Here is a 22,646-nt window from a genome sequence, read left to right on the forward strand (position 1 = left end):
GGGGCGCTCGACGCAAACGGGGAGGAGTTGTTATCGAATTCCGTTCGTCCTGAGCCTGCCGAAGGACCTGATGCAGCGGAGAGCGATGCTTCAACAAGCTCAGAACGAACGGCTCCCCCGCCGCAAGTCGCCCCCATCCTCGCCATGACCCCGCGCGGAAAACCGCTCACCCAGGCCCGCGTCCGCGAAATTGCCGCCGGTCCCGGCGTCACCATCATCTGCGGCCGATTCGAGGGGTTCGACGAACGCCTGTTCGAAGGCCGGCCAATCGAGGAAGTCTCGATCGGCGACTATGTCCTGTCCGGCGGAGAAATGGGCGCTCTGGTGCTTTTAGACGCTTGCATTCGGCTGCTGCCCGGGGTAATGGGCGCGTCTTCTAGCGGAGATGACGAGAGTTTCGAACACGGAATACTCGAATATCCGCAATATACCCGACCTCAAATATGGGAAGGGCGCATTATCCCTGAAGTCTTGCGATCGGGGGATCATGCGAAAATAGCTGCTTGGCGGAAACAAAGGGCAGAGGAAGATACACGGCTAAGGCGGCCGGATTTATGGGAGCGTCACAGGGATGCTCCGGATCAGTCGCCCTCTGGTGCGCAGGAAAAAGATAAAGATAAGGAATAGGTCATGAACCTGATTCAGACGTTGGAAAAAGAAGCAGTAGACGCATTTGTAGCGTCCAAGGAAGTTCCCGAATTTCGCGCTGGTGATACGCTGCGCGTCGGTGTTCGCGTCGTCGAAGGCGAGCGCGTTCGTACCCAGAATTTTGAAGGTGTGTGCATCGCACGGACCAATCGCGGCATGGGCTCCAACTTCACCGTACGCAAAATGTCGTTCGGCGAAGGCGTCGAGCGCGTATTCCCGCTCTACTCCCCGAATATTGAAAGCATCACCGTGGTTCGCCGCGGTATCGTGCGTCGTGCGAAACTTTACTATCTGCGCGGCCGGACTGGTAAACGGGCCCGTATTGCGGAACGCCGTTTGAACCAGCCAGCGAAAGGCACCGAAGCGAAATAAGCTACGCTTCTCTAAAAAGTTTCAAACAGCCGGTTCTCCCCACAGGAAAACCGGCTGTTTTAATATCAGCAACAGGAAAAGTTTCATGGGTTACAAAATCGCAGTTGTTGGCGCTACCGGGAATGTCGGGCGCGAAATGCTCAACGTACTGGTCGAGCGTGAATTCCCCTATGACGAACTGGCTGCCGTCGCTTCGTCCCGCTCGCAGGGCAGCGAAATCGAAATTGGCGACACCGGCAAGATGCTCAAGGTCCAGAATATCGAGCATTTCGATTTCTCTGGATGGGATATTGCCCTGTTTGCTGCCGGTTCCGGTCCGACCAAGGAATATGCGCCCAAGGCTGCGGCCGCCGGTTGCGTGGTGATCGACAACAGCTCGCTCTACCGCATGGATCCGGACGTGCCCCTCATCGTGCCGGAAGTGAACCCCGAGGCGATCAGCGGCTATACCAAGCGCAACATCATCGCGAATCCCAATTGCTCGACCGCCCAGATGGTTGTGGCTCTGAAGCCGCTCCACGATGCAGCGACAATCAAGCGGGTTGTGGTTTCCACTTATCAGTCGGTTTCCGGCGCGGGCAAGGGCGGCATGGACGAACTGTTCGAACAGTCTCGTGCCATTTTCGTCGGCGATCCGAAAGAAAACCACGTCTTCACCAAGCAGATTGCGTTCAACGTGATCCCGCATATCGACGTGTTCCTCGACGATGGTTCGACCAAGGAAGAGTGGAAAATGGTCGTCGAGACCAAGAAAATCCTCGATCCCAAGATCAAGCTGACCGCGACCTGCGTGCGCGTGCCGGTCTTTGTCGGTCACAGCGAGTCGATCAATATCGAGTTTGAAAAAGAATTGTCCGCCAAGGACGCCCAGAAAATCCTGCGCGACGCGCCCGGCATCATGCTGGTCGATAAGCGCGAGGACGAAGGCTATGTCACACCGGTCGAATGCGTCGGCGACGGCGCCACCTTCATCAGCCGCGTGCGCGAAGATCCGACGGTCGAGAACGGCCTGAACATCTGGTGTGTCAGCGACAATCTGCGCAAGGGCGCAGCGCTCAACGCGGTGCAGATTGCAGAGCTGCTCGGTCGGAAGCATCTGAAGAAGGGCTAGTGCGCCGCGCTGGCCGCTTCGGCTGAATCAACTTTCATCCGCTGGGGTTTCTTCATCAGGAACACCAGCGGAACACACAAACCGGTAACCACCGCCATCAGCCAGAAATCTCCGAGATAGGCGATCATCAGCGCCTGCCGGTTCACCTCGCCGTCGATCATCATCATCGCCTGCTCACCATATTGGCCGAGCCGAGCAATGCTGGTCGGGCTCAGTGGCGAGAGCCGTGCTTCGGTTACATTGGCGGCGAGATCGGCGTGGCTGGTCTGCCAGTTGCGGCCGAGCAGCCCGACAAATACCGCTATCCCGACCGAAGCCCCGATCGTCCGCGAAAGATTGAGCAAGCTGGCGGCGTCGGTTCGCAGCGCGGACGACAGAGTGGAAAAAGCCAATATGTTCATCGTGACGAATAGCGCGCCCATCCCGAGGCCCTGGACGACGCCGCTGGTGATCACCGGCCAGCGGTCCATTTCCAGGCTCCACCCGGTCATCATCCAGGCCGAATAGGAAGCCAGCGCCATTCCGGTCGCAACGACGAACCGTGCGTCGGCAACGGTCGCCAGGCGACTGCCGATGGCCATGCCCAGAAACACACCGACGCCACGCGGCGCCAATATTATGCCCGCATCAATCGGGGTATAATGATAGATATTCTGCAACATCGGCGGCAGCAGGGCCATGGTGGAAAACATCGAGACGCCGGCAACGATCATCAGCAGCATCGCGGTGACCAGATTGCGGTCCCGGAACAGATCGCGCGACAGGAACGGATTTCGCGCTGTCGACATGTGGATGGCGAACATCCACAGGGCAGCGGCGGCAATGCCGAATTCAATGATGATCTCCCAGCTTTCAAACCAGTCCTCGCCATTGCCGCGATCGAGCATCAGCTGGAAAGAGGCCATGAAGGCGGCGAACAAGGCAAATCCGAACAGGTCAAACTTGCGCCGGGCAATCGGTCGCGAGGGGAGCAGTGTCCAGAGCATGATGAAAGTAATGATCCCCAGCGGAACATTGATCAGGAAAATCCATTCCCAGCTGTAATTTTCTGTCAGATAGCCGCCGATGATCGGCCCGGTGATCGGCGCAATCATCACGCCCATGCCCCATATCGCCATGGCTCTGGGGTGGTTTTTCGGCGGATTGATGTCGAGCATCACCGTCTGCGAGAGCGGCATCACAAAGGCACCGGAAAGGCCCTGCATCACCCGGTAAAAGACCAGCATTTCCAAACTGGTAGCAGTGGCGCACAGCAGCGAGGACAGAGTGAAGCCGGCGATCGACCAGAGAAACAGCTTGCGCGAGCCGATCCGGTCCGCGACCCAACCGGTGATCGGAATGGCGACCGCCGAGGCCAATATATAGCTGGTCAATACCCAGGTCACCGTGTCGAGCGTGGCGCCCAAGCCCGACTGCATGTGCGGGAGCGCGACATTGGCGATCGTTGAATCGAGTATCTGCATGATATTGCCGAGCATGACGGCAATGGTGAGCAGGACCCGGTTGTCTACCGGCAGCGCTGCTTCATCGGGATTTTGCGTGTTCACTCTTTACCAGTGCGCAGATCGACGGTTACCTCCGCAGAAATCCCCGCAATTAACTGCCGCGGCGAGGGATCCACGATCCTGATCCGCACGGGAACGCGCTGTGTGACCTTCACCCAGTTGGCATTGGCATTCTGGGCCGGCAGGACGGAGAATTCCGATCCGGTGCCCGCACCGATGCTATCGACACGGCCGTTGAGTTCCAGCTCCGGATAAGCGTCGAAGGTGATTTTGCTTTCTGACCGACCTTCATCCTGGCGAGGTCGGTTTCCTTGAAATTGGCCTCCACCCAGCTGTTCTTGTCGTCCACGATGGAAAGCGCCGGCAGTCCGGAGACCATCATCTGCCCGATTTGCAGCCGGGTAGACTGGGCGACCCGTCCGGCGACCGGAGCCACCACCCGCGTGCGTTCGAGATCGAGCAAGGCCTGATCCCGGGCGGCTCTGGCCTCGGCAACATCCGGATTTTCGCCCGGAGCGGCTGACCCCGTTGACAGGCGTGACCTGGCCGCGACGACATCCGCCTGTGCGGATTTTAATCTGGCTCTGGCCAGATCGACTTCATGCTGGGCGGCGTCGAGCCGGGCCCGGGTGGTAAAGCCCTTCGCCATCAAGGCCGCCTGCCGCTGATAGTTGGACTGGGCGAAGGCAATGTCCTGTCGCGCGACCTCTATGTCCACGCCGCTCACCTGATAATCGGTGCGGAGATTCTGGACTTCGACCTGTGCGGCGGCGATGCGCGCATTGCTTTGCGCGACGGTCAGTTCAAAGGGCGCTGGGTCTATCGAAAAAAGCAGATCGCCGGCCGCCACCTGCTGGTTTTCCTCGACCGCCACTTGCACGATTCTTCCGCCAACCTCGGGAGAAATGGACACGATATCCTGCTGCACATAGGCATTGTCGGTGGAAGCGTAACGGTCGCTGGCGATCCAGTAATAAATACCCAATGTTGCGAGCAAGAGCGGCACCGACAGCATCAATATCCAGCGGCCGATATTGCGGCCAGTCGATCGCCGGGAGGCGGGGTCGGGGGCCGGCCCTTCAGTCACAGGCGTGATATCGATGTCCGGATTGGGATTGTCAGCCATTGGCGGTCCGCTTCTCTTCTGAATCATCGTCATCGATGGATTGCAGGTTGGCGCGGAAACGCTCGAGCAAATGATGGAGCTTTTCCTGTTCCGCCGGCGGCACGTCGTGCAGCGCTTCCTGCAGCAATTGCTCGCCAATCGGCTGCAACTGCTCGGTCAGGGCGATGCCCTTGGGGGTGAGATATAATTTCCATGCGCGCCGGTCGGCGGGGTCGGCCCGGCGTTCGACCATATCTGCGGCCTGCAAACGGTCGACCATCCGGCACAGCGCCATTGCGTCCAGTTCCAGCATGTCGGCCAGCGCGCTCTGGTTGATCCCTTCATGGCGTTGCAGCCAGGTCAGCACCCGCCATTGCGGACGGGTGATGCCAATTGCCTTGGCCCGCTTGTCGAAGGTCCGGCGGATCAGGCGGGAAATATCGCCGACCAGAAATCCCATATTATCGCTCATCCGGGTAATTTAATAACATATGTTATAATAAGCAATGATTAGCTTTGAAATTTCTAGAAGCCGGTTGACGATTGTGCCATATGATCGCGATGACATTACAAGCAGACGTTTACTGGTCCTTCCGCTCGCCCTACAGCTATCTGGCGACGCGGCGTTATGTTGCGCTGACGCAGGACTATGATCTGAAGATCAACCAGCGCTTCGTTTATCCGCTGGCGATAAGGGAACCGGATTTTTCGAGAAAACCACCCCAACTGGCTGGGCTACACGTTTCGGGACATGTTCCGGGTGGCGCAGCATATGGGTATCCCGATGGCACCGCCCAATCCCGACCCGATCGTGCAGGATATCGCCACCCGGAAGATCTCTGACGAGCAACCCTATATTTTCGCACTGACCCGGATGGGGCAGGCGGCGTCGCGGCGCGGCAAAGGGCTGGAATTTGCCAATGAAGTTTCACAGCTGATCTGGGGTGGCACCGCAGGCTGGAACGAAGGCGACCATCTCGAAAAAGCCGCCGAACGCGCCGGGCTGGATCTGACCGAATTGCGCGTCGAAGCCTCGACCCAGTCGGAAGGGCTCGACGCCGAAATCGCCGAAAACCAGAAGGCTCTCGAAGCCGCTGGCCACTGGGGCGTGCCGACGCTGGTGTTCGAGGACGAGCCCTTTTTCGGGCAGGACCGGATCGAACTGGCGCTATGGCGGATGAAGCAGAAGGGCCTTGCCGAGCGATGAACGACCTGCAGACTGGTGGCTGCCAGTGCGGCGCGATACGATACCAGTTTGAAGGCCCCGTTCCGGTTGCCTATGCCTGCCATTGTGGCGAGTGCAAGAAGCAGAGCGCCAGTGCCTTCTCAATGTCCCTGCCGATGCAATATGCGAGGCTGCAGGTCGAAGGCTCGGCTTCATATTTTGTCAGCACAGCCTTCAGCGGGCGGACCAAATATAATTATTTCTGCGGCGATTGTGGCACGCGGCTCTGGCATTCTGGCAGCAATCCACCGGAAGCTATTACCTTGAAAGTGGGAACGCTGGATGATCCGTCCGGCATCTCGCCCATGGGTCATTTATGGGTGTCGAAAAAACAGCCGGGGATCGAACTGGATCCGGCAAGCGACCAGCATCTGACCCAGCCGGACGATCCGGCCGCCTGGCGCAGCAATTTGGAAAGTGGAATATGACGGCTGAAAAATGGGATTTCTCGTCCTTCGACGGGGTGAAGCTCAAAATTCATGAAATGGGGGAAGGGCGTCCGGTCATCCTGCTTCACGGCCTGTTTTCTAACGCCGATACCAACTGGATCAAATTCGGTCATGCGCAGGCTTTGGTCGATGCCGGCTTCCGGGTGATCATGCCCGATCTGCGCGCTCATGGTGAAAGCGAGGCTCCGCATGATCCGGCCGCCTATCCCGATGATGTGCTGGTCAAGGACGTGCTGGCACTGATCGCGCATCTGCAATTGAGCGATTATGATCTCGGCGGCTTCTCGCTTGGCGCGCGGACGACAGCACGGTTGCTGGTGACCGGTGCCAATCCATCTAAAGCGATACTCGCCGGCATGGGATTGCAGGGCCTGGCGGGATGGGAGCAGCGGCAGGAATTTTTCCAGGAAGCTATTCGCCTCACGGATAGTGCCAAGCGCGGCGACCCGCACTGGCTGGCCATCCAGTTTATGAAGAGCCAGAAAATCGATCCGGTGGCGGCGAGTTTGTTGCTCGCAACTTTTTCCGATATGGATCCCGCCGATGCGGCAAGTATAGAAACCGAAACACTGGTTCTGTGCGGCAGCGAGGATCGCGATAATGGCGATCCGGAAGAACTGGCGGCGATTTTGCTCAATGGCCATCATGTTGCCATTCCCGGCACCCATATGAGCAGCGTGACCAAAGCGGAAATGAGCCAGGAAATGGTGCGCTTTCTGGTCGGATAGGAGGGACGATGTCGAAATTGTACAGCTGGCGTAATTTCTGGATATTCTGGGGCGGCGGTCTGGCGCTTTTCGGCTATCTCATCCTCTCGAACGGCGCGCTTGAAACGCTTGTCGCGCCGAACGGGATACTCGATCACCAGAGCGCAGCGACAGCGGAGCGGGTGAACGCGATCCAGGAAAGCTGGGCTGCCGCTGGGGCGCTCGCAATGGCACGCTGGGGCATGATTGGCGACCTTGTTTTCATCACTCTCAATATGTCCGGTGGCATCATCGGCGGGCGGCTGATCTGGCAACGGGCCAATTCGCCGACGCTCAAGAAAGTCGGCCTGCTCTGCGTGCTCAGCTATTTTGTCTTTGGCCTGACCGACTATATCGAAACCGTGTGCCAGCTGATCCAGCTGGTCAACGAACAGGGCAGCGACATTCTCGCCGGGACGGCGGCTCTGGCAAAACCGGTAAAGGTGGCAAGCTGGATTGTCGGCACGGTCGCGATGATCGCCGCGCTTATCTGGCGATGGAGCGAAACGCGGGCTTGACCGGCGGGCGATAAAGTTTCAATTTCTACCATATCAAATCAGTTGAGGATCCATCTATGAAAACCGCCGCTTCGATCGTCGCAATCGCCACCATGGCACTGGCCACCCCAGCCCTGGCAAAAGACCATGAAAATGACGTGATGGAGGAAACGGCTGCTCCGACGGCGGCTGATGCACAGCAATTTGTCGCCGAAACCGAGCAGAAGCTGTTCGATTTTTCCGTCGATGCTGCGCGGATTTACTGGATCAATTCGAACTTCATCACCGATGATACCGACGCTCTGGCTGCCAAGGTCGGCGCAGAAGGCACTACGATGTCGGTCAACGCCGCGCTTGAAGCAGCGAAGTTCAACAATGTTCAGGGACTGGACGCTGTCACCCGCCGCAAGCTGGACAAGTTGCGCGGCGGGATCGTGCTTCCGGCTCCGACTACAGAGGGCGCCGCGACGGAGCTGAACGAGATCGCCACCAAGCTGAACTCGGCTTACGGCAAGGGCAAGGGCACGCTCAACGGCAAGGAAATCAACGGTTCGGACATCGAAGCGGCGATGGGTACCAATCGCAATCCCGATGAACTGTCCGAAATGTGGGAAAGCTGGCACACCAATGTCGGCGCGCGATGAAGGATGATTATGCCCGCATGGTCGAGATTGCCAATGAAGCGCCCGGGAACTCGGTTTCGCCGATGTCGGCGCGATGTGGCGCTCGGGCTATGACATGCCGGCCGATGACTTTGCCAAGCTGACCGACAAGCTCTGGGCGCAGGTCAAGCCGCTCTATGACCAGCTGCACTGCTACACCCGCGACAAGCTCAACGAAAAATATGGCGATGAAGTCCAGCCCGAGACCGGTCCGATCCGCGCCGATCTGCTCGGCAATATGTGGGCGCAGGAATGGGGCAATATCTATGATGTCGTGGCGCCGGAAGGGGCCGGCGATATCGGCTATGACACGACCGAATTGCTGGTCGCCAATGATTATGACGCGATGAAGATGGTCAAGGCGGGTGAAGGCTTTTTCTCCTCGCTCGGTTTCGAACCGCTACCCGAGACATTCTGGCAGCGGTCGCTGTTCACCAAACCGGCGGATCGCGAAGTCGTTTGCCACGCCAGCGCCTGGGATATCGACAACAAGGACGATATCCGCATCAAGATGTGCATCAAGGTCAATGGCGATGACTTCACCACCATCCACCACGAGCTTGGCCATAATTATTACCAGCGCGCCTATAACAAGCAGAGCTACCTGCATCTCGACGGTGCCAATGACGGTTTCCACGAAGCCATCGGCGACGCGATCGCGCTGTCGATCACACCGGAATATCTCGTCCAGGTCGGACTGCTCGACGCTGACAAGGTACCGAGCGCGGACAAGGATATCGGCTTGCTGTTGCGTCAGGCAATGGACAAGGTTGCTTTCCTCCCGTTCGGCCTTCTGGTCGATAAATGGCGCTGGGGCGTATTCGAGGGCAGCATCCAGCCGGATGACTATACGAGCGCCTGGCATGGGTTGAAGCTGGACTATCAGGGCATTGCGCCACCGGTTGACCGGCCCGCCGACGCCTTCGACCCAGGCGCCAAATATCACATTCCGGGCAACACGCCTTATTCGCGCTATTTCCTCGCCCGGATCCTGCAGTTCCAGTTCTACAAGGCTGCCTGTGACGAAGCCGGATGGAAAGGACCGCTGCACCGCTGTTCCTTTTACGGCAACGAACAGGTCGGTGCGAAGCTGAACGCGATGCTGGAAATGGGCGCGTCCAAGCCCTGGCCCGATGCGCTGGAAGCCTTTACCGGAACGCGGGAAATGGACGGCTCGGCCATGATCAGCTATTTCGCGCCACTGATGGACTGGCTGAAAGAGGAGAACCGAGGCAAGGCCTGTGGATGGTAAGTCCAGTCTGATGTGTGTGGTCGCCCTGTTATGGGCGGCCTTCCCGTCGCCGGTTGAGGGACAGGCGAGGGTAGCAACCGATGAACCGGTTGCCCTGGCCGATTGGCATTTCGACGAAGACCAGATCACGGAACTGCGCAACGCACATTGGTTCGACGGCACGCGGTTTCGTTCCGATCCGCTTTTCGTGAAGGGAGGCCGGTTTGTCGAGCCTTCCGCAGGACCGGCTCCCCGGATCGTCGACCTAGAAGGTCGCTATCTGATCCCGCCCTTTGCCGATGCGCACACCCATGCCTTTGACAGCAGCTTTGGTTTCCCGGCCCAGCGCGCGCAATTTCTGCAAGACGGCATATATTATGCGCTGACCGCCACGGCGCCCGCCCGGTCGGTTGCAAAGATCAGGTCTGAATTTTCCGGTCCGCAGAATGTCGATGTTTTGACTGCCCTGGGGGGCATTACCGGCCCCGACAGCCATCCGTCGGAAATCTACGAAGCCTATGCCTTGCGGTTTTACAGCTTCGAGCAGCAGGTTGCCAACCAGCCAGCCATTCGTGCCAGCCGGAAACAGGCGGACAACGCCTACTATATTATCGAGGATGCGTCCGATATCGATGCGAAATGGCCGTTGATTGCAGCCACGCGGCCCGACGTGATCAAGATATTCCTGCGCAACAGCGAACGTTTTGGCGAAGACCGGGGCGACAGCTGGGCCGGGGGCGGGCTGAACCCCGCCTTGCTTCCTGCGATTGCGGACAAGGCGCGCGCCGCCGATTTGCGACTGCTGATCGCGGCTTCATCGGTGGCCGATTTCCGGCTCGCGGTGGAGGCCGGAGCCGCCATCCTCTCGCACATTCCCTGTTACCAGGCGGCGGTTGCCGAAGGTATCTACCGCTCGCCCCCGGATAGCGACGAGGAATGTCTGATTGACGCAGCCGACGCCCAGAGCGCGGCCAGCGCGAATATGGTCACAACGCTGATCACCTCGGAATGGACAAAGGAACGCCCTGAATGGACCGTCGCGATGGAGGATCGCAATATCGATATGTTGCGCGAATCCGGCGCGCCTCTGGCCATTGGATCCAATGCTTATGGTTCGACTATAATCGACGGGCTGGTGGCACGAGCCGCGAGCCACACCTTTACCAATGCCGAAATTCTGGACCTGGCCACAGCACAAACGGCACAGGCGATTTTTCCCGAAAGAAAAATCGCCTGTTTCGATGCTGGCTGCGAAGCCAGTTTTCTGGTTTTGCAGCGAAACCCCCTTGAAGATATTCAGGCGATCCGCGCTATCGAGATGCGGATCAAGGAGGGTTATGCTGTCAATCCCGAGACGCCCGAATCATAGCTGATCGAGCATATATTCCGCGGTGCTGACCTTGAAGTCGCCCGGTGCCTCGACGTTCAGTTCTTCGACAACGCCGTCATTGACGATCATCGAGAAGCGCTGGCCGCGCTGGCCCAGACCGAAACCGGATCCGTCCATGGTCAGACCAACCGCCTGGGCGAAATCGCCATTGCCGTCGGCGAGCATGGTCACGTCTTCCGAACCGGCGGCGTCATTCCATGCGCCCATCACGAAGGCGTCATTGACAGCGGTGCAGGCAATCTCGTCAACGCCCTTGGCTTTCAGATCGGCCGCCTTCTCGACATAGCCGGGAAGATGCTTGGCGGAACAGGTCGGCGTGAACGCGCCGGGTACGGAAAATAGCGCCACTTTCTTGCCGGCAAAATATTCGCTGGAACTGACTTGCTGCGGACCGTCGGCGGTCGCCTTGACCAGTTTTACTTCGGGAATCTTGTCGCCTTTGTTAATCATATCTTGCTCCTGGTTTTGATCGGGCTGAGAACGCATGCCTCTGCAGTTGATAGTGGTGACAGAGGGATGAAAATGCAAGCTGGCAAAACGACCAGCAATGGGACTTGTGACATTTGCCATGGGAAGTTCATATTTGCGACGCTATGCTGGTCCCCATGAATGATCCCGTCTTTTTCTCCGGTCAGTTTCTCCTCGCCACGCCCGGAATGGCCGATCCCCGCTTTTCCCGTTCGGTGGTAGCCATCTGTTCGCATGATGAAAACGGCGCTCTGGGCATCAATATCGGCGAGACGATGGAGGGCATCCGTTTTCACGATATTCTCCAGCAGTTCGATATCGATACGACCGAAGCGCCGGATTGCGACGTTTTTCTCGGCGGTCCGGTGGAGACCCAGCGCGGTTTCATCCTTCACAGTCTCGATATCAACATGTCGGACACGATGCAGGTGGGAGACCGCTGGGGGCTCAGCAGCTCGGTCGACATGCTGAATGCCATCGCCCAGGGGCGCGGCCCTGAACAATGGATTATCGCGCTTGGCTATTCCGGCTGGGGTGAGGGCAGCTGGAAAGCGAATTGACGCAAAATGGCTGGACCATTGCCGAGGGATCGCCCGACTGGCTCTACGAGCGCCGCTCCGGTGACAAATGGCTGATGGCATGGGATGCTCTGGGGATTGACCCGACCAAGTTGTCGAGCGGTTTCGGCAGCGCCTGACCGGTTGATTGTTTCGGCTTGCGGCATGACAGGCTCACAAAATATCAAATATAAAGACATCTTTATATTTGCTTCCACGGACGCGAGCCTCTATTGAAAAGCCATGTTGTCGCACCGGATTACCCGTGCGGCATTTCGTTTTTCAAGGAGACATGACGTGGCCACCGCAACCCAGGATTATATCATCAAGGATATTTCCCTCGCCGATTTCGGTCGGAAGGAAATTGAAATAGCCGAAACCGAAATGCCGGGCCTGATGGCCTTGCGCGAGGAATTCGGCGCTGAAAAGCCGCTGAAGGGCGCGCGGATCACCGGTTCGCTGCACATGACCATCCAGACCGCTGTGCTGATTGAAACCCTGCTCGACCTCGGCGCAGAAGTGCGCTGGGCTTCCTGCAATATTTTCTCGACCCAGGATCATGCCGCAGCCGCAATCGCCGCTGGCGGAACCCCCGTCTTCGCGATCAAGGGCGAAACGCTGGAAGAATATTGGGCCTATGTCGAACGCATCTTCGACTGGGGCACGGACCAGACCTGCAACCTGATCCTCGATGATGGCGGCGATGCCACCATGTTCGCGCTTTGGGGCGCGCGGGTGGAAGCCGGTGAAGAATTGTTCAAGCCGGAAAATGAAGAAGAAGAAGTCTTTGTCGCGACCCTGACCCGCTTTCTTGCTGAACGTCCCGGCTATCTGACCCGCACGGTTGAAGCGATCAAGGGCGTTTCGGAAGAGACCACCACCGGCGTTCACCGCCTCTATGAACTGGCCAAGATCGGCAAGCTTCCTTTCCCCGCGATCAACGTCAACGACAGCGTTACCAAGTCCAAGTTCGACAATCTCTATGGTTGTAAAGAGTCGCTGGTCGACGCGATCCGTCGCGCCACCGACGTCATGCTGGCCGGCAAGGTTGCGGTCGTCGCCGGTTTCGGTGATGTCGGCAAAGGTTCGGCCCAGTCGCTCCGCAACGGCGGCGCGCGCGTTCTCGTGACCGAAATCGATCCGATCTGTGCGCTGCAGGCGGCCATGGAAGGCTTTGAAGTCGTGACCATGGAAGAAGGCACCAAACGGGGCGATATTTTTGTTACCACGACCGGCAACAAGGACGTCATCACCGTTGATCACATGCGCGCGATGAAGGACCGTGCGATCGTCTGCAACATTGGCCATTTCGACAGCGAGATCCAGATCAGCGGTCTGAAAAACATGAAGTGGACCGAAATCAAGCCGCAGGTCGACGAAGTTGAATTTGCGGACGGCAAGAAGCTGATCGTTCTGGCGCAAGGCCGTCTGGTGAACCTGGGCTGCGCAACCGGCCACCCGAGCTTCGTCATGTCTGCCAGCTTCACCAACCAGGTGCTGGCACAGATAGAACTGTGGCTGCGTCCGGAACAATATGAAAACGATGTCTATGTTCTGCCGAAGCATCTCGACGAGAAAGTCGCCGAACTGCATCTCGCAAAACTGGGCGTGAAACTGGACAAGCTGAGCCAGGAACAGGCCGATTATATCGGCGTTCCGGTCGAAGGCCCGTTCAAGCCGGACCATTATCGCTACTAGGCGACAGGATATTCCGAACAAAAAGCCGGATCATGCGCAATGCATGGCCCGGCTTTTTAATGTCTGGAAATATTCTCAGCGGGCAGTGAACTGGGTCCGGCGCCGGTCCGGGTTGCCGGGGAATTGCGGCCAGTGATTTTGCGACAGGGCGCGGGCGCTGTCCGACCGGATGCCGGCCTGCTTCTCGTACATCCAGTAGTTGCGCAATATGATCGAGACATAGCCGCGCGTCTCGACATAGGGAATGCTTTCCATGAACAGCAGCGGATCGTCATTGTCCTTTATTTCGCTGTTCCAGCGCTGGACCGCACCGGGGCCGGCATTATAGGCCGCCGCGATCTTCGGCAGCTTGCCGCCGGTGATCGATGATTTGCCGAGATATTCGAGATAGGACTGGCCATATTCGAGATTGGTCGAGGGCCGGTAGAGGTCGGATTCGCTGAAATTCAGGCCATTGGCCCGGGCGATATCGCCGGCGGTTCCGGGACGGACCTGCATCAGGCCGATGGCGTTGGCGGGGCTCACGACCTTGCTGCGAAACGCGGATTCCTGCAATGTATGGGCATAGACCAATGCCGGATCGACGCGCCAGCCACCATCGGGTTTCCATTTTGGTGCCGGATAACGGGCCTGGACATCGGGCTTCATGCCGCGCGGTGCATTATGGGCGAGCCAGAGCTGGGTGCGGGGCAGATCCAGCTCCCGTGCCAGCTTGATCAGGGCAGGGTGGTCGCCGCTGTCGCCGATCGTCGCCTGGTGCCGGAGCACCTCGTCGGCCAACTGCTCTTCGCCGATTTCCACCAGAGCGATGGCAGCCCGGACGTTTTCGTGCCGTTCCAGCGCGCGCCAGTCCGATTTCTCGAAGGACTCACCCTGTTCGGATTTGCCCGGCTCCATGCCAAGCGTCTGCGCTGCAAGCATGCCGTAAAACTGTCATCGAAACGGGCCGCGGCCTGCAGCTTGCCCTGCACGCGTTCGGGCTGACCGCATTTCAGATCGGATCGGGCGCTCCAGTAGAGACCGGCAGCCTGCAGGTCGACATTGGTCGCCGACCGGCCAACCTGTTCGAAGGCGCTGCTTGCCGAGCGGCAGTCATTCAGTCGCCAGGCCGCCAGCCCGGCCACCCAGTTCGCGTGGCCGACCCATTCGCCGGAGCCGTTCAGCGCCTGCCGGGCGAGCCGCAGTGCGGATGCGTCGTCATTCTCGATATAATAGGACCAGGCCACCCGCTGCTCCAGTTCCGTCCGCCCTTCGGACGACATCTGGCCGGCGTTGGCGTTCAGCAGCGCTTCCGCGCCCTGCGGATTGTCATTCTTGATGAAATCGATGATCTGCCCGCGCACGCCATTGGCCGCGCTGTCGGAGTTCACATCCTTGGGTTTCGAGCGGATCGGAGAACCGGGAATCCAGGACAGATTGCGGCGCTGGGGCAGGTCCGGCAGCAATTGTGCGCCGCGTTTCTGTGCCAGCCGACCCAGTTGGGCGGCCTGCGGGATCTGCGGTGCTTCGTTGACCAAAGTCAGCAAGGGGCCGAGTTCTGCCCGCGGACTGTTGGCGGCCAGGAAATATTCGGCTTGCGCGATAGGCTTCAGCGGGCCGGTCGGCGCGCTGTCCATCAGGTTTTTCGCCACGTCCCAGTGATTGCTGCTCATTGCCGAAAACAGGGCGCGATAATGTTCGGACTGCTGTTGTTTGAGCTGCGAGGGTACATATTTGGCAACCGAAGCGCTATTGTAGAGAACCGCTCCGTCATCGGCCAGCGCCGGCGTTGCAACGAGGGTCAGAAGCGAAGCGGTCAGTGCAAATTTCAGTTTCACGAGGCAGAAATCCTTGTCAGCATTTGCAGATCCTTCCACGCTTCGGCCTTGAACAATGGCCGCTCGATCAGGATCCGCGGGTGAAATGTCACGATCGCTTCTGTTTGTGAGGAACTATGGTTAATAAATTGCTTATTTTTGCGCGCGGTCAGCAAATCCTGTCCGAACAGGATCTTCGCCGCCAGGTCGCCGAAACAGATGATGCGTTTCGGACGGACCAGACCGACATGATGCAGCAGCCGTGTTTTGAGCGTTGGCCAATATTGCTCGTCTATGCGGCCGTCATAGGAAAGGGACACGGCGATATTGGCAAGATAGGTTCGATCCGAATCGCAGCCGATTGCCGCTAGCATCTTTTCCAGCAGCTGCCGGTTCTCGGTATTGAACAGCTGCGCCTCGCCATTGCGGTTTTTTCCGGGAGCGCTGAAACGACCATGACTTCCGGTTCGATGTCCCCTTGCGGAGACACTCTTTCCCGTGACCAGCCGGCTTCGATCAGGCCGTCGCCCGTGGCCAACCAGTCGATAAATTCCGGATAGGTGGCTGGCAGCGGTTCGTTGTTCACCGGGATTTTTGCTGCTTCCGGCTTGCGTTCCGTAACGGTTGCCGGCGGTGGCGCCTGGGTCACCGGAGCAGGCTTTTCCTCGGCCAAAAGCGCCGCCGGCTGATCAGCATAATCCAGCTCGACGCCGGCCAGCGACCACCAGTCCTGCAGGCTGTGGATCATCGACTCAGCAGATGGATTAGGCGTTTGTGCAGAGATTAAATTCATTTATGCATAGAGTCATGAGTTGACGAATAGGTCAATTGGCGAGAAAGCAGGTTTCTGCCCAGCGGGTTGCGGTTTACGACGGACCGAATGTACAAGAGAATAAATGCAAGAACTGTAGGAAAAGCGACATGAGTGAACGAGAGTCAATGCCTTATGATCTGGTGATAGTCGGGGGCGGCCCCGCCGGTCTCAGCGCAGCCATAAGGTTCAAGCAACTTGCTGACGAGGCAGGCAAGGACCTCTCGGTATGCATATTGGAAAAGGGCTCCGAAATCGGTGCGCATATCCTGTCCGGTGCGGTGATTGATCCCAAAGGTCTCGACGAGCTTTTCCCGCAATGGCGGGACGAGGACTGCCCGCTGGCAAAGACGCCAGTCACCGAGAACCATCACTGGATTCTGACCAAGAAAAAGAAATTCGCCTTTCCCCATTTCATGACACCCTCGTTCATGCACAACAAGGGCACCTATACCGGTTCGCTCGGCAATCTGTGCCGCTGGCTGGGCGAGCGCGCGGAAAATATGGGTATCGAGATTTTTCCCGGCTTTGCTGCGGCGGAGATTCTCTACAATGAGGACGGTTCGGTCAAAGGCGTCGCCACCGGCGACATGGGCGTTGCCCGCGACGGCAGCCACAAGCCGGATTACGAACCCGGTCTCGAACTGCACGCCAAATATACTTTATTTGCCGAGGGCGCGCGTGGTCATCTGACCAAGATCCTGAAAAACCAGTTCGCGCTTGATGCCGAAAGCCAGCCGCAAATCTACGGCCTTGGCGTCAAGGAATTGTGGGACATCAATCCGGCCAAGCACAAGGCGGGCCGGGTCATCCATACCCAGGCTGGCCGCTTAGCGAAGGCGCCAATGGCGGTGGGTTTCTGTACCATCAGGCCGACAACCAGGTCGCGCTCGGCTTCGTTACCTGGCTGAACTACGAAAATCCCTATCTCTCGCCATTCGAGGAAATGCAGCGGTGGAAACTGCATCCCGAAATCCGCAAGATCCTGGAAGGCGGCAAGCGCGTTTCCTATGGCGCGCGGGCGATCAATGACGGCGGTTTCCAGGCTGTTCCGAAATTATATTTCCCCGGTGGCGCGCTGATCGGCTGTTCCGCCGGTTTCGTGAATGTGCCGCGGATCAAGGGCACGCATACCGCGATGAAGACCGGTATGATGGCCGCAGAAGCCGCTTATGAGGCAATCGTGGCAGACCGTGCCAATGACGAACTGGCCGCTTACGGCACCGCCTATGAGAACAGCTGGGTGCGCGAGGAACTGCGCGTGGTCCGCAACGTCCTGCCGGCGGTCGAGAAATATGGCGATTTCCTCGGCACGATCATCTCCGGCATCAACATGTGGGCCGAGCATTTGAAGATCAAAATGCCGTTCACGATGAAATTGCACCCTGACTGGTCGCGTCTGAAGCGCGCCGAACATTGCGTGAAGATCGAATATCCGAAACCGGACGGGAAAATCACCTTCGATCGCCTGTCCTCGGTCTTCCTGTCGAACACCAATCATGAAGAAGACCAGCCGGTGCATCTGCAACTGAAAGACCCGAATATACCGGTGGATGTCAATCTGCCCGTTTTCGCGGGTCCGTCGGCGCGTTATTGCCCGGCAGGGGTTTATGAATTTGTCGAGGACGAAGCGGGCAAACCGAAGTTCCAGATCAACGCGCAAAATTGCGTGCATTGCAAGACCTGTGATATCAAGGACCCGTCCCAGAATATCAACTGGGTCGTTCCGGAAGGCGGCGGAGGTCCAAATTATCCGAATATGTAGTCTCGGTCTATGCGCGCTGCTTGTCGCCGGACAAGCCGCCTCACCGGCGCTTGCCAGCCGCGGCGAAAGCAGCGCGGCGCTCAACCGTTTTGTCGAAGCGAGGCTCGCCGAGTCTTCCGATGAGACCCGGGTTGCGGCCGCAATCTATGCGGAAGGCCTGAAGGAGCAACCGGACAACGAGTTGCTGGCCGGAAAAGCCTATGTCAGTGCCATCGAAACGGGCGATTTCGATCTGGCGGCGAAAGCCGTCCGGGTTCTGCAACTGCGCGGCAAGGCCGAGCCGGAAATGCCGCTCGTGCTCTATGCGGTGGCCTTTGCGCAGCGCGACTGGAACGGTGCCGATCTGGCGACTGTCGAACTGGAGGCGCTCGAGAACTTCGCCTTTCTCCAGCCTTATCTCGGGGCATGGCTGGAAACCGCAAGAGGTCGCGACGGCACCGCGATCCTTGCGCAGGCCCGCAGCAATGCGACGTCCCGCTATTATCTGGAGGAGCATCTGATTCTCCACAGTCTGGTCCGGCGACGGGAAAACGAGGCGCTCGCCTTGCTCGCCGCGCTGGTCGAGCGCAACGAAGCGCGCATGGCGCCGGTGCGGATAATCGCGGCTCGCCATTTCTGGGCCAGGAACGAGACGGCCACGGCGAGGGAAATCCTGAAATTCCAGTCCACCGCGCCGGAGCAAAATTATATCAGCTGATCGAGGCCGGACAGAAAAAGGGCGTTGCGCAAAAGGTGACGCCATCCACCGGGCTGGCCTTCCTGTTCCAGCGGCTGTCCAACGATCTCGCGTCGCAGCGGGCCGAATTTCTCTCGCAGGTCCTGGCGCTGGCCAGCACCCGTGTCGCCGGAGATTCCGACTATGCAAGGCTGACGCTCGGCCGGTCTTATGCGACGGCGGACAATCATGATCTGGCGGTGGCGGAATATTCCCGGATCGGCCCTGACAGTCCCTATTTTCTTGTCGGATTGAGTTCCGAGATCGCCAGTCTTGTCGCAAATGAAGATTATGGCCGGGCGATTGGCCGGCTCGATTCCGCTCTGAACGGCAACCCGGAGGCGCCCGAACTTTATATATTGAAGGGGCAGACGCTGCAGGCGCAGGGCGAAAATGCGGCGGCCGCCGCTGCATTTGAACAAGCGGTCGCGCTGGGCGAGCAGGCAAAGCGGTCCGATCTGGTCATGGCCAATTACTGGCTCGCGCTGGGCGGCGCACAGGAACAGGCGGGAATCTGGCCAGAGGGGCTGGAGTCGCTGCGGAAGGCCAATGAACTGCTGCCCAATTCCCCGACGATTCTCAATTATCTCGGCTATGCCCAGCTCGAACGGCGGGAAAATGAAGCGGAAGCCGTTGCCGCGATCAAGCAGGCGCATGAACTGCGCTCGAGCTCGCCCGCGATCACCGATTCGCTGGGCTGGGCCTATTTCATTACCGGTGAGCATGAGCGCGCCGTGGCCTATCTGGAGACCGCTCTCGAAGGCCAGCCGCAGGACCCGACGATCAACGAGCATCTCGGGGACGCCTATTGGACCGTCGGCCGTCTCTATGAAGCACGCTACGCCTGGAAAACAGCGCAACTGTTCGCGGAGGACGAGGATGCGCAGCGCCTGGCGAGCAAAATAGACCTGGGGCTCCGGCCCGATCTCGTCTCCCCCTGATGTCCGGTCCAGACCGGGTCATGCCGGACAGCGAAACGGCCTATGCGAAAATCAATTTGGCGCTCCATGTCCGCCGGCGGTTGCCGGATGGCTATCACGCGCTTGAAACGATATTCGCCTTCCTCGACCGGGGCGATGTGATTTCTGCGGAGCCGGGCGATGGCGTGACGCTGGAGATAGAGGGCCCCTTTGCAGACGGGTTGAGTGCTATCGACAATCTGGTCGTGCAGGCGGCCCGGCTGCTGGCGGACCAGTCCGGTGTGAAACAGGGCGCCCGCATCCGGCTCGACAAAAGACTGCCCGTGGCATCGGGAATTGGCGGCGGATCAGCGGATGCCGCAGCGACTCTGCGTCTGCTCAACCGGCTCTGGAGGCTCGGACTTACGACCGCAGAACTGGCGGATATCGCCAAGCCGCTGGGCGCCGATGTACCGGCCTGCGTCGCCAGCCGGACCTGTCGCGGCACCGGAATCGGACAGGATCTGGAGCCGGTTGCCGATGGAGATTTGCGCGGTACCGCTGCGCTGCTGGTCAATCCGCTGGTGCCGGTTTCGACAGCCGATATATTCGCCGCCTGGGACGGGATTGATCGCGGCGCGCTCGAAAGCGGGCAGGCGCTCCAGTCCGCACGCAACGGCAGAAACGACTTGCAGCCGCCGGCTGTCGCCATGGTACCGATATTGACCGGGATCGTCGCGATGCTGGAAGACTGCCAGCCGCTGGTGGCCCGGATGTCGGGGTCCGGTGCGACCTGTTTCGGCTTGTTCGAAAGTCTGGCAGAGGCCCGGGATGCCGAGCGCCGCTGTCGCGGGGCGAAGGTGCCGATCTGGACGATGACAGGGATGATCCGATGACCGAAGCCTATGAAATTTCCGGGGTCCTCGCGAGGGCGGGGTGCTGATCGTGGTCGACCATGCCTCAAACCACATACCGGACGATATCGATCTGGGTATTCCCCAGCAATATGTCACCGACCATATCGCCTATGATCCCGGCATTGCGCCGATAGCCCGGCGGATGACGGAGCAGGGCGGCTATCTTGCGATACTCAGCACCGCGTCCCGGCTGATCGTCGATCTCAACCGCTATCCTGACGAAGAAGCCGTTATCGTGACGCAAAGCGATGGTGTCGACATTCCCGGAAATCATCTGTCTTCCGAGGAGCGACAGGCCAGGCTGGACCGCTTTTTCACGCCCTATCATGACCGGGTCGCGGCGCTGATCGCTGATCTGAAACCGGCGCTGGTGGCGTCGCTGCACAGTTTTTCGCCGGTGCTGCGGACCAACCCGCAGCTGAGACGCCCGTGGGACATGGGCATCATGTATAATGAATATGACACCGCCCCGCGTCTTGCGCTGCAATTTCTTGGCGAGGAGGAAGGACTGATCGTCGGCGACCAGATGCCTTATTCGGGCAAGGAGCTCAACGCGACGATGAACCGACAGTGCGAAGCCATCGGCCAGCCCTATATCGGCGTCGAAGTCCGTCAGGATCTGATCCGGGAAGAGGCAGGACAGCGCCGTTTCGCTGATATTTTATTGCGTAGTTGCGATAAAATAAGAACGGCCCTTGCTTAACCGGCGGACTTTTGGAAGGACGATCCGGAAATTGCCATATTGGAAGCCAGAATGACCAACAGATTCGACAAGTCCCACCTGCCCAGCCGTCACGTAAGCGTCGGCCCGGAACGCGCCCCCCAGCGCAGCTATTATTATGCAATGGGCATGACCGAAGAGGATATCGCCAAACCCTTCGTCGGGATCGCATCGGCGGGCAATGACAGCGCGCCTTGCAACACCTTGCTCGACGGTCAGGCCGATATCGCGCGTGAAGGCGTGATCGAGGCGGGCGGCACGCCGCGCCGGTTCAACACGATCACCGTCACCGACGGCATTGCCATGGGCCATCAGGGCATGAAAGCTTCGCTGGTGTCGCGCGAAGTGATTGCCGACAGCGTTGAGCTCAGCGTTCGCGGCCACTGCTATGACGCGGTGATCGGCTATGCCGGCTGCGACAAGAGCCTGCCCGGCATGATGATGGCAATGCTGCGGCTCAATGTCCCGTCGATCTTCGTCTATGGCGGCTCGATCCTTCCCGGACGGTTCCACGACAAGGATGTAACCGTCGTCGACGTGTTTGAAGCGGTCGGCCAGCATAGCGCCGGCAATTGCCCGCTGCAGGAACTGATCGAACTGGAAAAAGTCGCATGCCCCGGCCACGGCGCCTGCGGTGGCCAGTTTACCGCCAACACCATGGCCTGCGTCGCCGAAGCGATCGGCCTGTCGCTGCCGAACAGCAATATGGCGCCAGCACCCTATGAAACCCGCGACGATATGGCGCGGGCTGCGGGCCGCCAGATCATGAATCTGATCGAGCTTAATTTGCGGCCGCGCGATATCTGCACCCGCGATGCCTTCATCAACGCCGCCCGCGTTGTCGCCGCCACCGGTGGCTCGACCAATGCGGCGCTGCATCTGCCCGCGATGGCCAGCGAAGCGGGAATCGAATTCGACCTGTTCGACGTCGCCGAAATCTTCAGGACCACGCCCTATCTCGCCGATCTCAAGCCGGGCGGCAAATATGTCGCCAAGGACATGCACGATGCTGGCGGCGTCTACATGCTGATGAAGACGATGATGGACAACGGCCTGATCAACGGTGACTGCATCACCGTGACCGGCAAGACGCTCGGCGAGAATATCGAGGAAATCGTCTGGAACCCCGACCAGAAGGTCATCTACGACGTGCAGCACGCGATCACCCCAACCGGCGGCGTTGTCGGCCTGCGCGGATCACTGGCTCCGGAAGGCGCTATCGTGAAGGTCGCCGGCATGGCGCGCCTGCAGTTCCGCGGTCCGGCGCAGGTTTTCGAATGCGAGGAAGATGCTTTCCAGGCTGTCGAAGACCGGCAGATCAAGGAAGGCGCTGTCGTCGTCATCCGCAACGAGGGACC

General features: G+C 59.1%; 25 protein-coding genes and 2 pseudogenes. 19 read left to right on the forward strand and 8 right to left on the reverse strand.

Features of this window, described 5'->3' with window-relative positions:
• The 3 genes from C8024_RS18985 to C8024_RS18995 all read left to right on the forward strand — a co-directional run.
• A partial coding sequence (locus C8024_RS18985; protein WP_173208099.1) for a tRNA (guanine(37)-N(1))-methyltransferase occupies positions 1-627 on the forward strand: 627 nt, incomplete at its 5' end.
• 3 nt (positions 628-630) lie between these two features.
• Positions 631-1,020: a 50S ribosomal protein L19 gene (rplS, locus tag C8024_RS18990; protein ID WP_100094835.1), complete on the forward strand. Its 390-nt coding sequence runs from the start codon at positions 631-633 to the stop codon at positions 1,018-1,020.
• Positions 1,021-1,105: 85 nt separating this feature from the next.
• On the forward strand, positions 1,106-2,131 hold the full coding sequence (locus C8024_RS18995; RefSeq protein ID WP_100094834.1) for an aspartate-semialdehyde dehydrogenase: 1,026 nt from the start codon (positions 1,106-1,108) through the stop codon (positions 2,129-2,131).
• Here C8024_RS18995 and C8024_RS19000 read toward each other — a convergent pair.
• From C8024_RS19000 to C8024_RS19010, 3 genes are all read right to left on the reverse strand, one after another.
• Positions 2,128-3,678: a DHA2 family efflux MFS transporter permease subunit gene (locus tag C8024_RS19000; protein ID WP_367947439.1), complete on the reverse strand. Its 1,551-nt coding sequence runs from the start codon at positions 3,676-3,678 to the stop codon at positions 2,128-2,130. The two genes, C8024_RS18995 and C8024_RS19000, sit on opposite strands and share 4 nt — an antisense overlap.
• 109 nt (positions 3,679-3,787) lie before the next feature.
• Positions 3,788-4,762 (reverse strand): HlyD family secretion protein, encoded by a 975-nt coding sequence (locus C8024_RS19005; RefSeq protein ID WP_254306107.1) that lies wholly within the window; start codon positions 4,760-4,762, stop codon positions 3,788-3,790.
• On the reverse strand, positions 4,755-5,201 hold the full coding sequence (locus tag C8024_RS19010; protein ID WP_254306108.1) for a MarR family winged helix-turn-helix transcriptional regulator: 447 nt from the start codon (positions 5,199-5,201) through the stop codon (positions 4,755-4,757). Before C8024_RS19010 ends, C8024_RS19005 begins: the two co-directional genes overlap by 8 nt.
• Positions 5,202-5,293: 92 nt before the next feature.
• Here C8024_RS19010 and C8024_RS23875 point away from each other — a divergent pair, with 92 nt between their 5' ends.
• The 7 genes and pseudogenes from C8024_RS23875 (at position 5,294) to C8024_RS19040 (ending at position 10,920) form a co-directional block, all read left to right on the forward strand.
• Complete coding sequence (locus C8024_RS23875) at positions 5,294-5,584, forward strand: hypothetical protein (protein ID WP_367947440.1); 291 nt, start codon at positions 5,294-5,296, stop codon at positions 5,582-5,584.
• The gene (locus C8024_RS19015; protein WP_367947441.1) at positions 5,514-5,948 is read left to right on the forward strand and encodes a DsbA family protein; all 435 of its coding nucleotides are present in this window, start codon (positions 5,514-5,516) and stop codon (positions 5,946-5,948) included. Before C8024_RS23875 ends, C8024_RS19015 begins: the two co-directional genes overlap by 71 nt.
• Entirely contained in the window at positions 5,945-6,394 is a 450-nt protein-coding gene (locus C8024_RS19020; RefSeq protein ID WP_173208105.1) for a GFA family protein, read from the forward strand. Before C8024_RS19015 ends, C8024_RS19020 begins: the two co-directional genes overlap by 4 nt.
• Complete coding sequence (locus C8024_RS19025; RefSeq protein WP_173208108.1) at positions 6,391-7,143, forward strand: alpha/beta fold hydrolase; 753 nt, start codon at positions 6,391-6,393, stop codon at positions 7,141-7,143. Before C8024_RS19020 ends, C8024_RS19025 begins: the two co-directional genes overlap by 4 nt.
• A gap of 8 nt (positions 7,144-7,151) precedes the next feature.
• Complete coding sequence (locus tag C8024_RS19030; protein ID WP_173208111.1) at positions 7,152-7,679, forward strand: hypothetical protein; 528 nt, start codon at positions 7,152-7,154, stop codon at positions 7,677-7,679.
• Positions 7,680-7,735: 56 nt separating this feature from the next.
• Positions 7,736-9,572: pseudogene (locus C8024_RS19035) on the forward strand (M2 family metallopeptidase).
• Positions 9,562-10,920, forward strand: coding sequence for a hypothetical protein (locus C8024_RS19040; protein ID WP_173208113.1), 1,359 nt, complete (start codon positions 9,562-9,564; stop codon positions 10,918-10,920). Before C8024_RS19035 ends, C8024_RS19040 begins: the two are co-directional and overlap by 11 nt.
• Here C8024_RS19040 and C8024_RS19045 read toward each other — a convergent pair.
• The gene (locus tag C8024_RS19045; RefSeq protein WP_173208116.1) at positions 10,915-11,391 is read right to left on the reverse strand and encodes a peroxiredoxin; all 477 of its coding nucleotides are present in this window, start codon (positions 11,389-11,391) and stop codon (positions 10,915-10,917) included. The genes C8024_RS19040 and C8024_RS19045 overlap by 6 nt on opposite strands.
• 155 nt (positions 11,392-11,546) lie before the next feature.
• Between C8024_RS19045 and C8024_RS19050 the strand changes: the two genes are divergently transcribed.
• From C8024_RS19050 to ahcY, 3 genes are all read left to right on the forward strand, one after another.
• Complete coding sequence (locus C8024_RS19050; protein WP_367947442.1) at positions 11,547-11,969, forward strand: YqgE/AlgH family protein; 423 nt, start codon at positions 11,547-11,549, stop codon at positions 11,967-11,969.
• Positions 11,966-12,106 carry a hypothetical protein gene (locus C8024_RS23880; protein ID WP_367947443.1) on the forward strand — a complete coding sequence of 47 codons (141 nt, stop codon included), beginning with the start codon at positions 11,966-11,968 and terminating at the stop codon, positions 12,104-12,106. Before C8024_RS19050 ends, C8024_RS23880 begins: the two co-directional genes overlap by 4 nt.
• A 157-nt stretch (positions 12,107-12,263) precedes the next feature.
• Entirely contained in the window at positions 12,264-13,664 is a 1,401-nt protein-coding gene (gene ahcY / locus C8024_RS19055; RefSeq protein ID WP_367947444.1) for an adenosylhomocysteinase, read from the forward strand.
• 75 nt (positions 13,665-13,739) lie between these two features.
• Here ahcY and C8024_RS22315 read toward each other — a convergent pair whose 3' ends face one another.
• From C8024_RS22315 to C8024_RS22325, 4 genes are read right to left on the reverse strand one after another with little or no spacing between them, the layout of a single operon-like run.
• Positions 13,740-14,465 (reverse strand): lytic transglycosylase domain-containing protein, encoded by a 726-nt coding sequence (locus C8024_RS22315; RefSeq protein ID WP_367947445.1) that lies wholly within the window; start codon positions 14,463-14,465, stop codon positions 13,740-13,742.
• Positions 14,381-15,481, reverse strand: coding sequence for a hypothetical protein (locus C8024_RS22320; RefSeq protein ID WP_254306109.1), 1,101 nt, complete (start codon positions 15,479-15,481; stop codon positions 14,381-14,383). Before C8024_RS22320 ends, C8024_RS22315 begins: the two co-directional genes overlap by 85 nt.
• Positions 15,478-15,870: a uracil-DNA glycosylase family protein gene (locus C8024_RS19065; protein WP_367947446.1), complete on the reverse strand. Its 393-nt coding sequence runs from the start codon at positions 15,868-15,870 to the stop codon at positions 15,478-15,480. Before C8024_RS19065 ends, C8024_RS22320 begins: the two co-directional genes overlap by 4 nt.
• Positions 15,828-16,208 carry a hypothetical protein gene (locus tag C8024_RS22325; protein WP_254306110.1) on the reverse strand — a complete coding sequence of 127 codons (381 nt, stop codon included), beginning with the start codon at positions 16,206-16,208 and terminating at the stop codon, positions 15,828-15,830. Before C8024_RS22325 ends, C8024_RS19065 begins: the two co-directional genes overlap by 43 nt.
• 173 nt (positions 16,209-16,381) lie before the next feature.
• Between C8024_RS22325 and C8024_RS19070 the strand changes: the two are divergent.
• The 6 genes and pseudogenes from C8024_RS19070 to C8024_RS19095 form a co-directional block, all read left to right on the forward strand.
• Positions 16,382-18,036, forward strand: a pseudogene (locus C8024_RS19070) (electron transfer flavoprotein-ubiquinone oxidoreductase).
• A 181-nt stretch (positions 18,037-18,217) separates the two neighbouring features.
• The gene (locus C8024_RS19075) at positions 18,218-18,733 is read left to right on the forward strand and encodes a hypothetical protein (RefSeq protein ID WP_173208122.1); all 516 of its coding nucleotides are present in this window, start codon (positions 18,218-18,220) and stop codon (positions 18,731-18,733) included.
• A 35-nt stretch (positions 18,734-18,768) separates the two neighbouring features.
• Positions 18,769-19,692 carry a tetratricopeptide repeat protein gene (locus C8024_RS19080; protein WP_173208125.1) on the forward strand — a complete coding sequence of 308 codons (924 nt, stop codon included), beginning with the start codon at positions 18,769-18,771 and terminating at the stop codon, positions 19,690-19,692.
• Positions 19,692-20,546, forward strand: coding sequence for a 4-(cytidine 5'-diphospho)-2-C-methyl-D-erythritol kinase (locus tag C8024_RS19085; protein WP_254306111.1), 855 nt, complete (start codon positions 19,692-19,694; stop codon positions 20,544-20,546). Before C8024_RS19080 ends, C8024_RS19085 begins: the two co-directional genes overlap by 1 nt.
• Positions 20,547-20,586: 40 nt before the next feature.
• Positions 20,587-21,270, forward strand: coding sequence for an N-formylglutamate amidohydrolase (locus C8024_RS19090; protein ID WP_173208128.1), 684 nt, complete (start codon positions 20,587-20,589; stop codon positions 21,268-21,270).
• Between the two features lie 51 nt (positions 21,271-21,321).
• Positions 21,322-22,646 (forward strand): dihydroxy-acid dehydratase (locus C8024_RS19095; RefSeq protein ID WP_173208131.1); only part of this gene is annotated, 1,325 nt, incomplete at its 3' end.

The sequence above is a fragment of the Sphingopyxis sp. BSNA05 genome (genome assembly GCF_013265645.1).
In the GTDB taxonomy this organism is placed as follows: Bacteria; Pseudomonadota; Alphaproteobacteria; order Sphingomonadales; family Sphingomonadaceae; genus Parasphingorhabdus.

What these genes read in the sequence shown, in the direction of transcription:
- rplS (WP_100094835.1), top strand. Translation starts at nt 631, where the DNA reads ATGAACCTGATTCAGACGTTGGAAAAAGAAGCAGTAGACGCATTTGTA.
- C8024_RS18995 (WP_100094834.1), top strand. Translation starts at nt 1,106, where the DNA reads ATGGGTTACAAAATCGCAGTTGTTGGCGCTACCGGGAATGTCGGGCGC.
- C8024_RS19005 (WP_254306107.1), bottom strand. Translation starts at nt 4,762, where the DNA reads ATGGCTGACAATCCCAATCCGGACATCGATATCACGCCTGTGACTGAA.
- C8024_RS19010 (WP_254306108.1), bottom strand. Translation starts at nt 5,201, where the DNA reads ATGGGATTTCTGGTCGGCGATATTTCCCGCCTGATCCGCCGGACCTTC.
- C8024_RS23875 (WP_367947440.1), top strand. Translation starts at nt 5,294, where the DNA reads ATGATCGCGATGACATTACAAGCAGACGTTTACTGGTCCTTCCGCTCG.
- C8024_RS19015 (WP_367947441.1), top strand. Translation starts at nt 5,514, where the DNA reads ATGGGTATCCCGATGGCACCGCCCAATCCCGACCCGATCGTGCAGGAT.
- C8024_RS19020 (WP_173208105.1), top strand. Translation starts at nt 5,945, where the DNA reads ATGAACGACCTGCAGACTGGTGGCTGCCAGTGCGGCGCGATACGATAC.
- C8024_RS19025 (WP_173208108.1), top strand. Translation starts at nt 6,391, where the DNA reads ATGACGGCTGAAAAATGGGATTTCTCGTCCTTCGACGGGGTGAAGCTC.
- C8024_RS19030 (WP_173208111.1), top strand. Translation starts at nt 7,152, where the DNA reads ATGTCGAAATTGTACAGCTGGCGTAATTTCTGGATATTCTGGGGCGGC.
- C8024_RS19045 (WP_173208116.1), bottom strand. Translation starts at nt 11,391, where the DNA reads ATGATTAACAAAGGCGACAAGATTCCCGAAGTAAAACTGGTCAAGGCG.
- C8024_RS19050 (WP_367947442.1), top strand. Translation starts at nt 11,547, where the DNA reads ATGAATGATCCCGTCTTTTTCTCCGGTCAGTTTCTCCTCGCCACGCCC.
- C8024_RS22325 (WP_254306110.1), bottom strand. Translation starts at nt 16,208, where the DNA reads ATGATCCACAGCCTGCAGGACTGGTGGTCGCTGGCCGGCGTCGAGCTG.
- C8024_RS19085 (WP_254306111.1), top strand. Translation starts at nt 19,692, where the DNA reads ATGTCCGGTCCAGACCGGGTCATGCCGGACAGCGAAACGGCCTATGCG.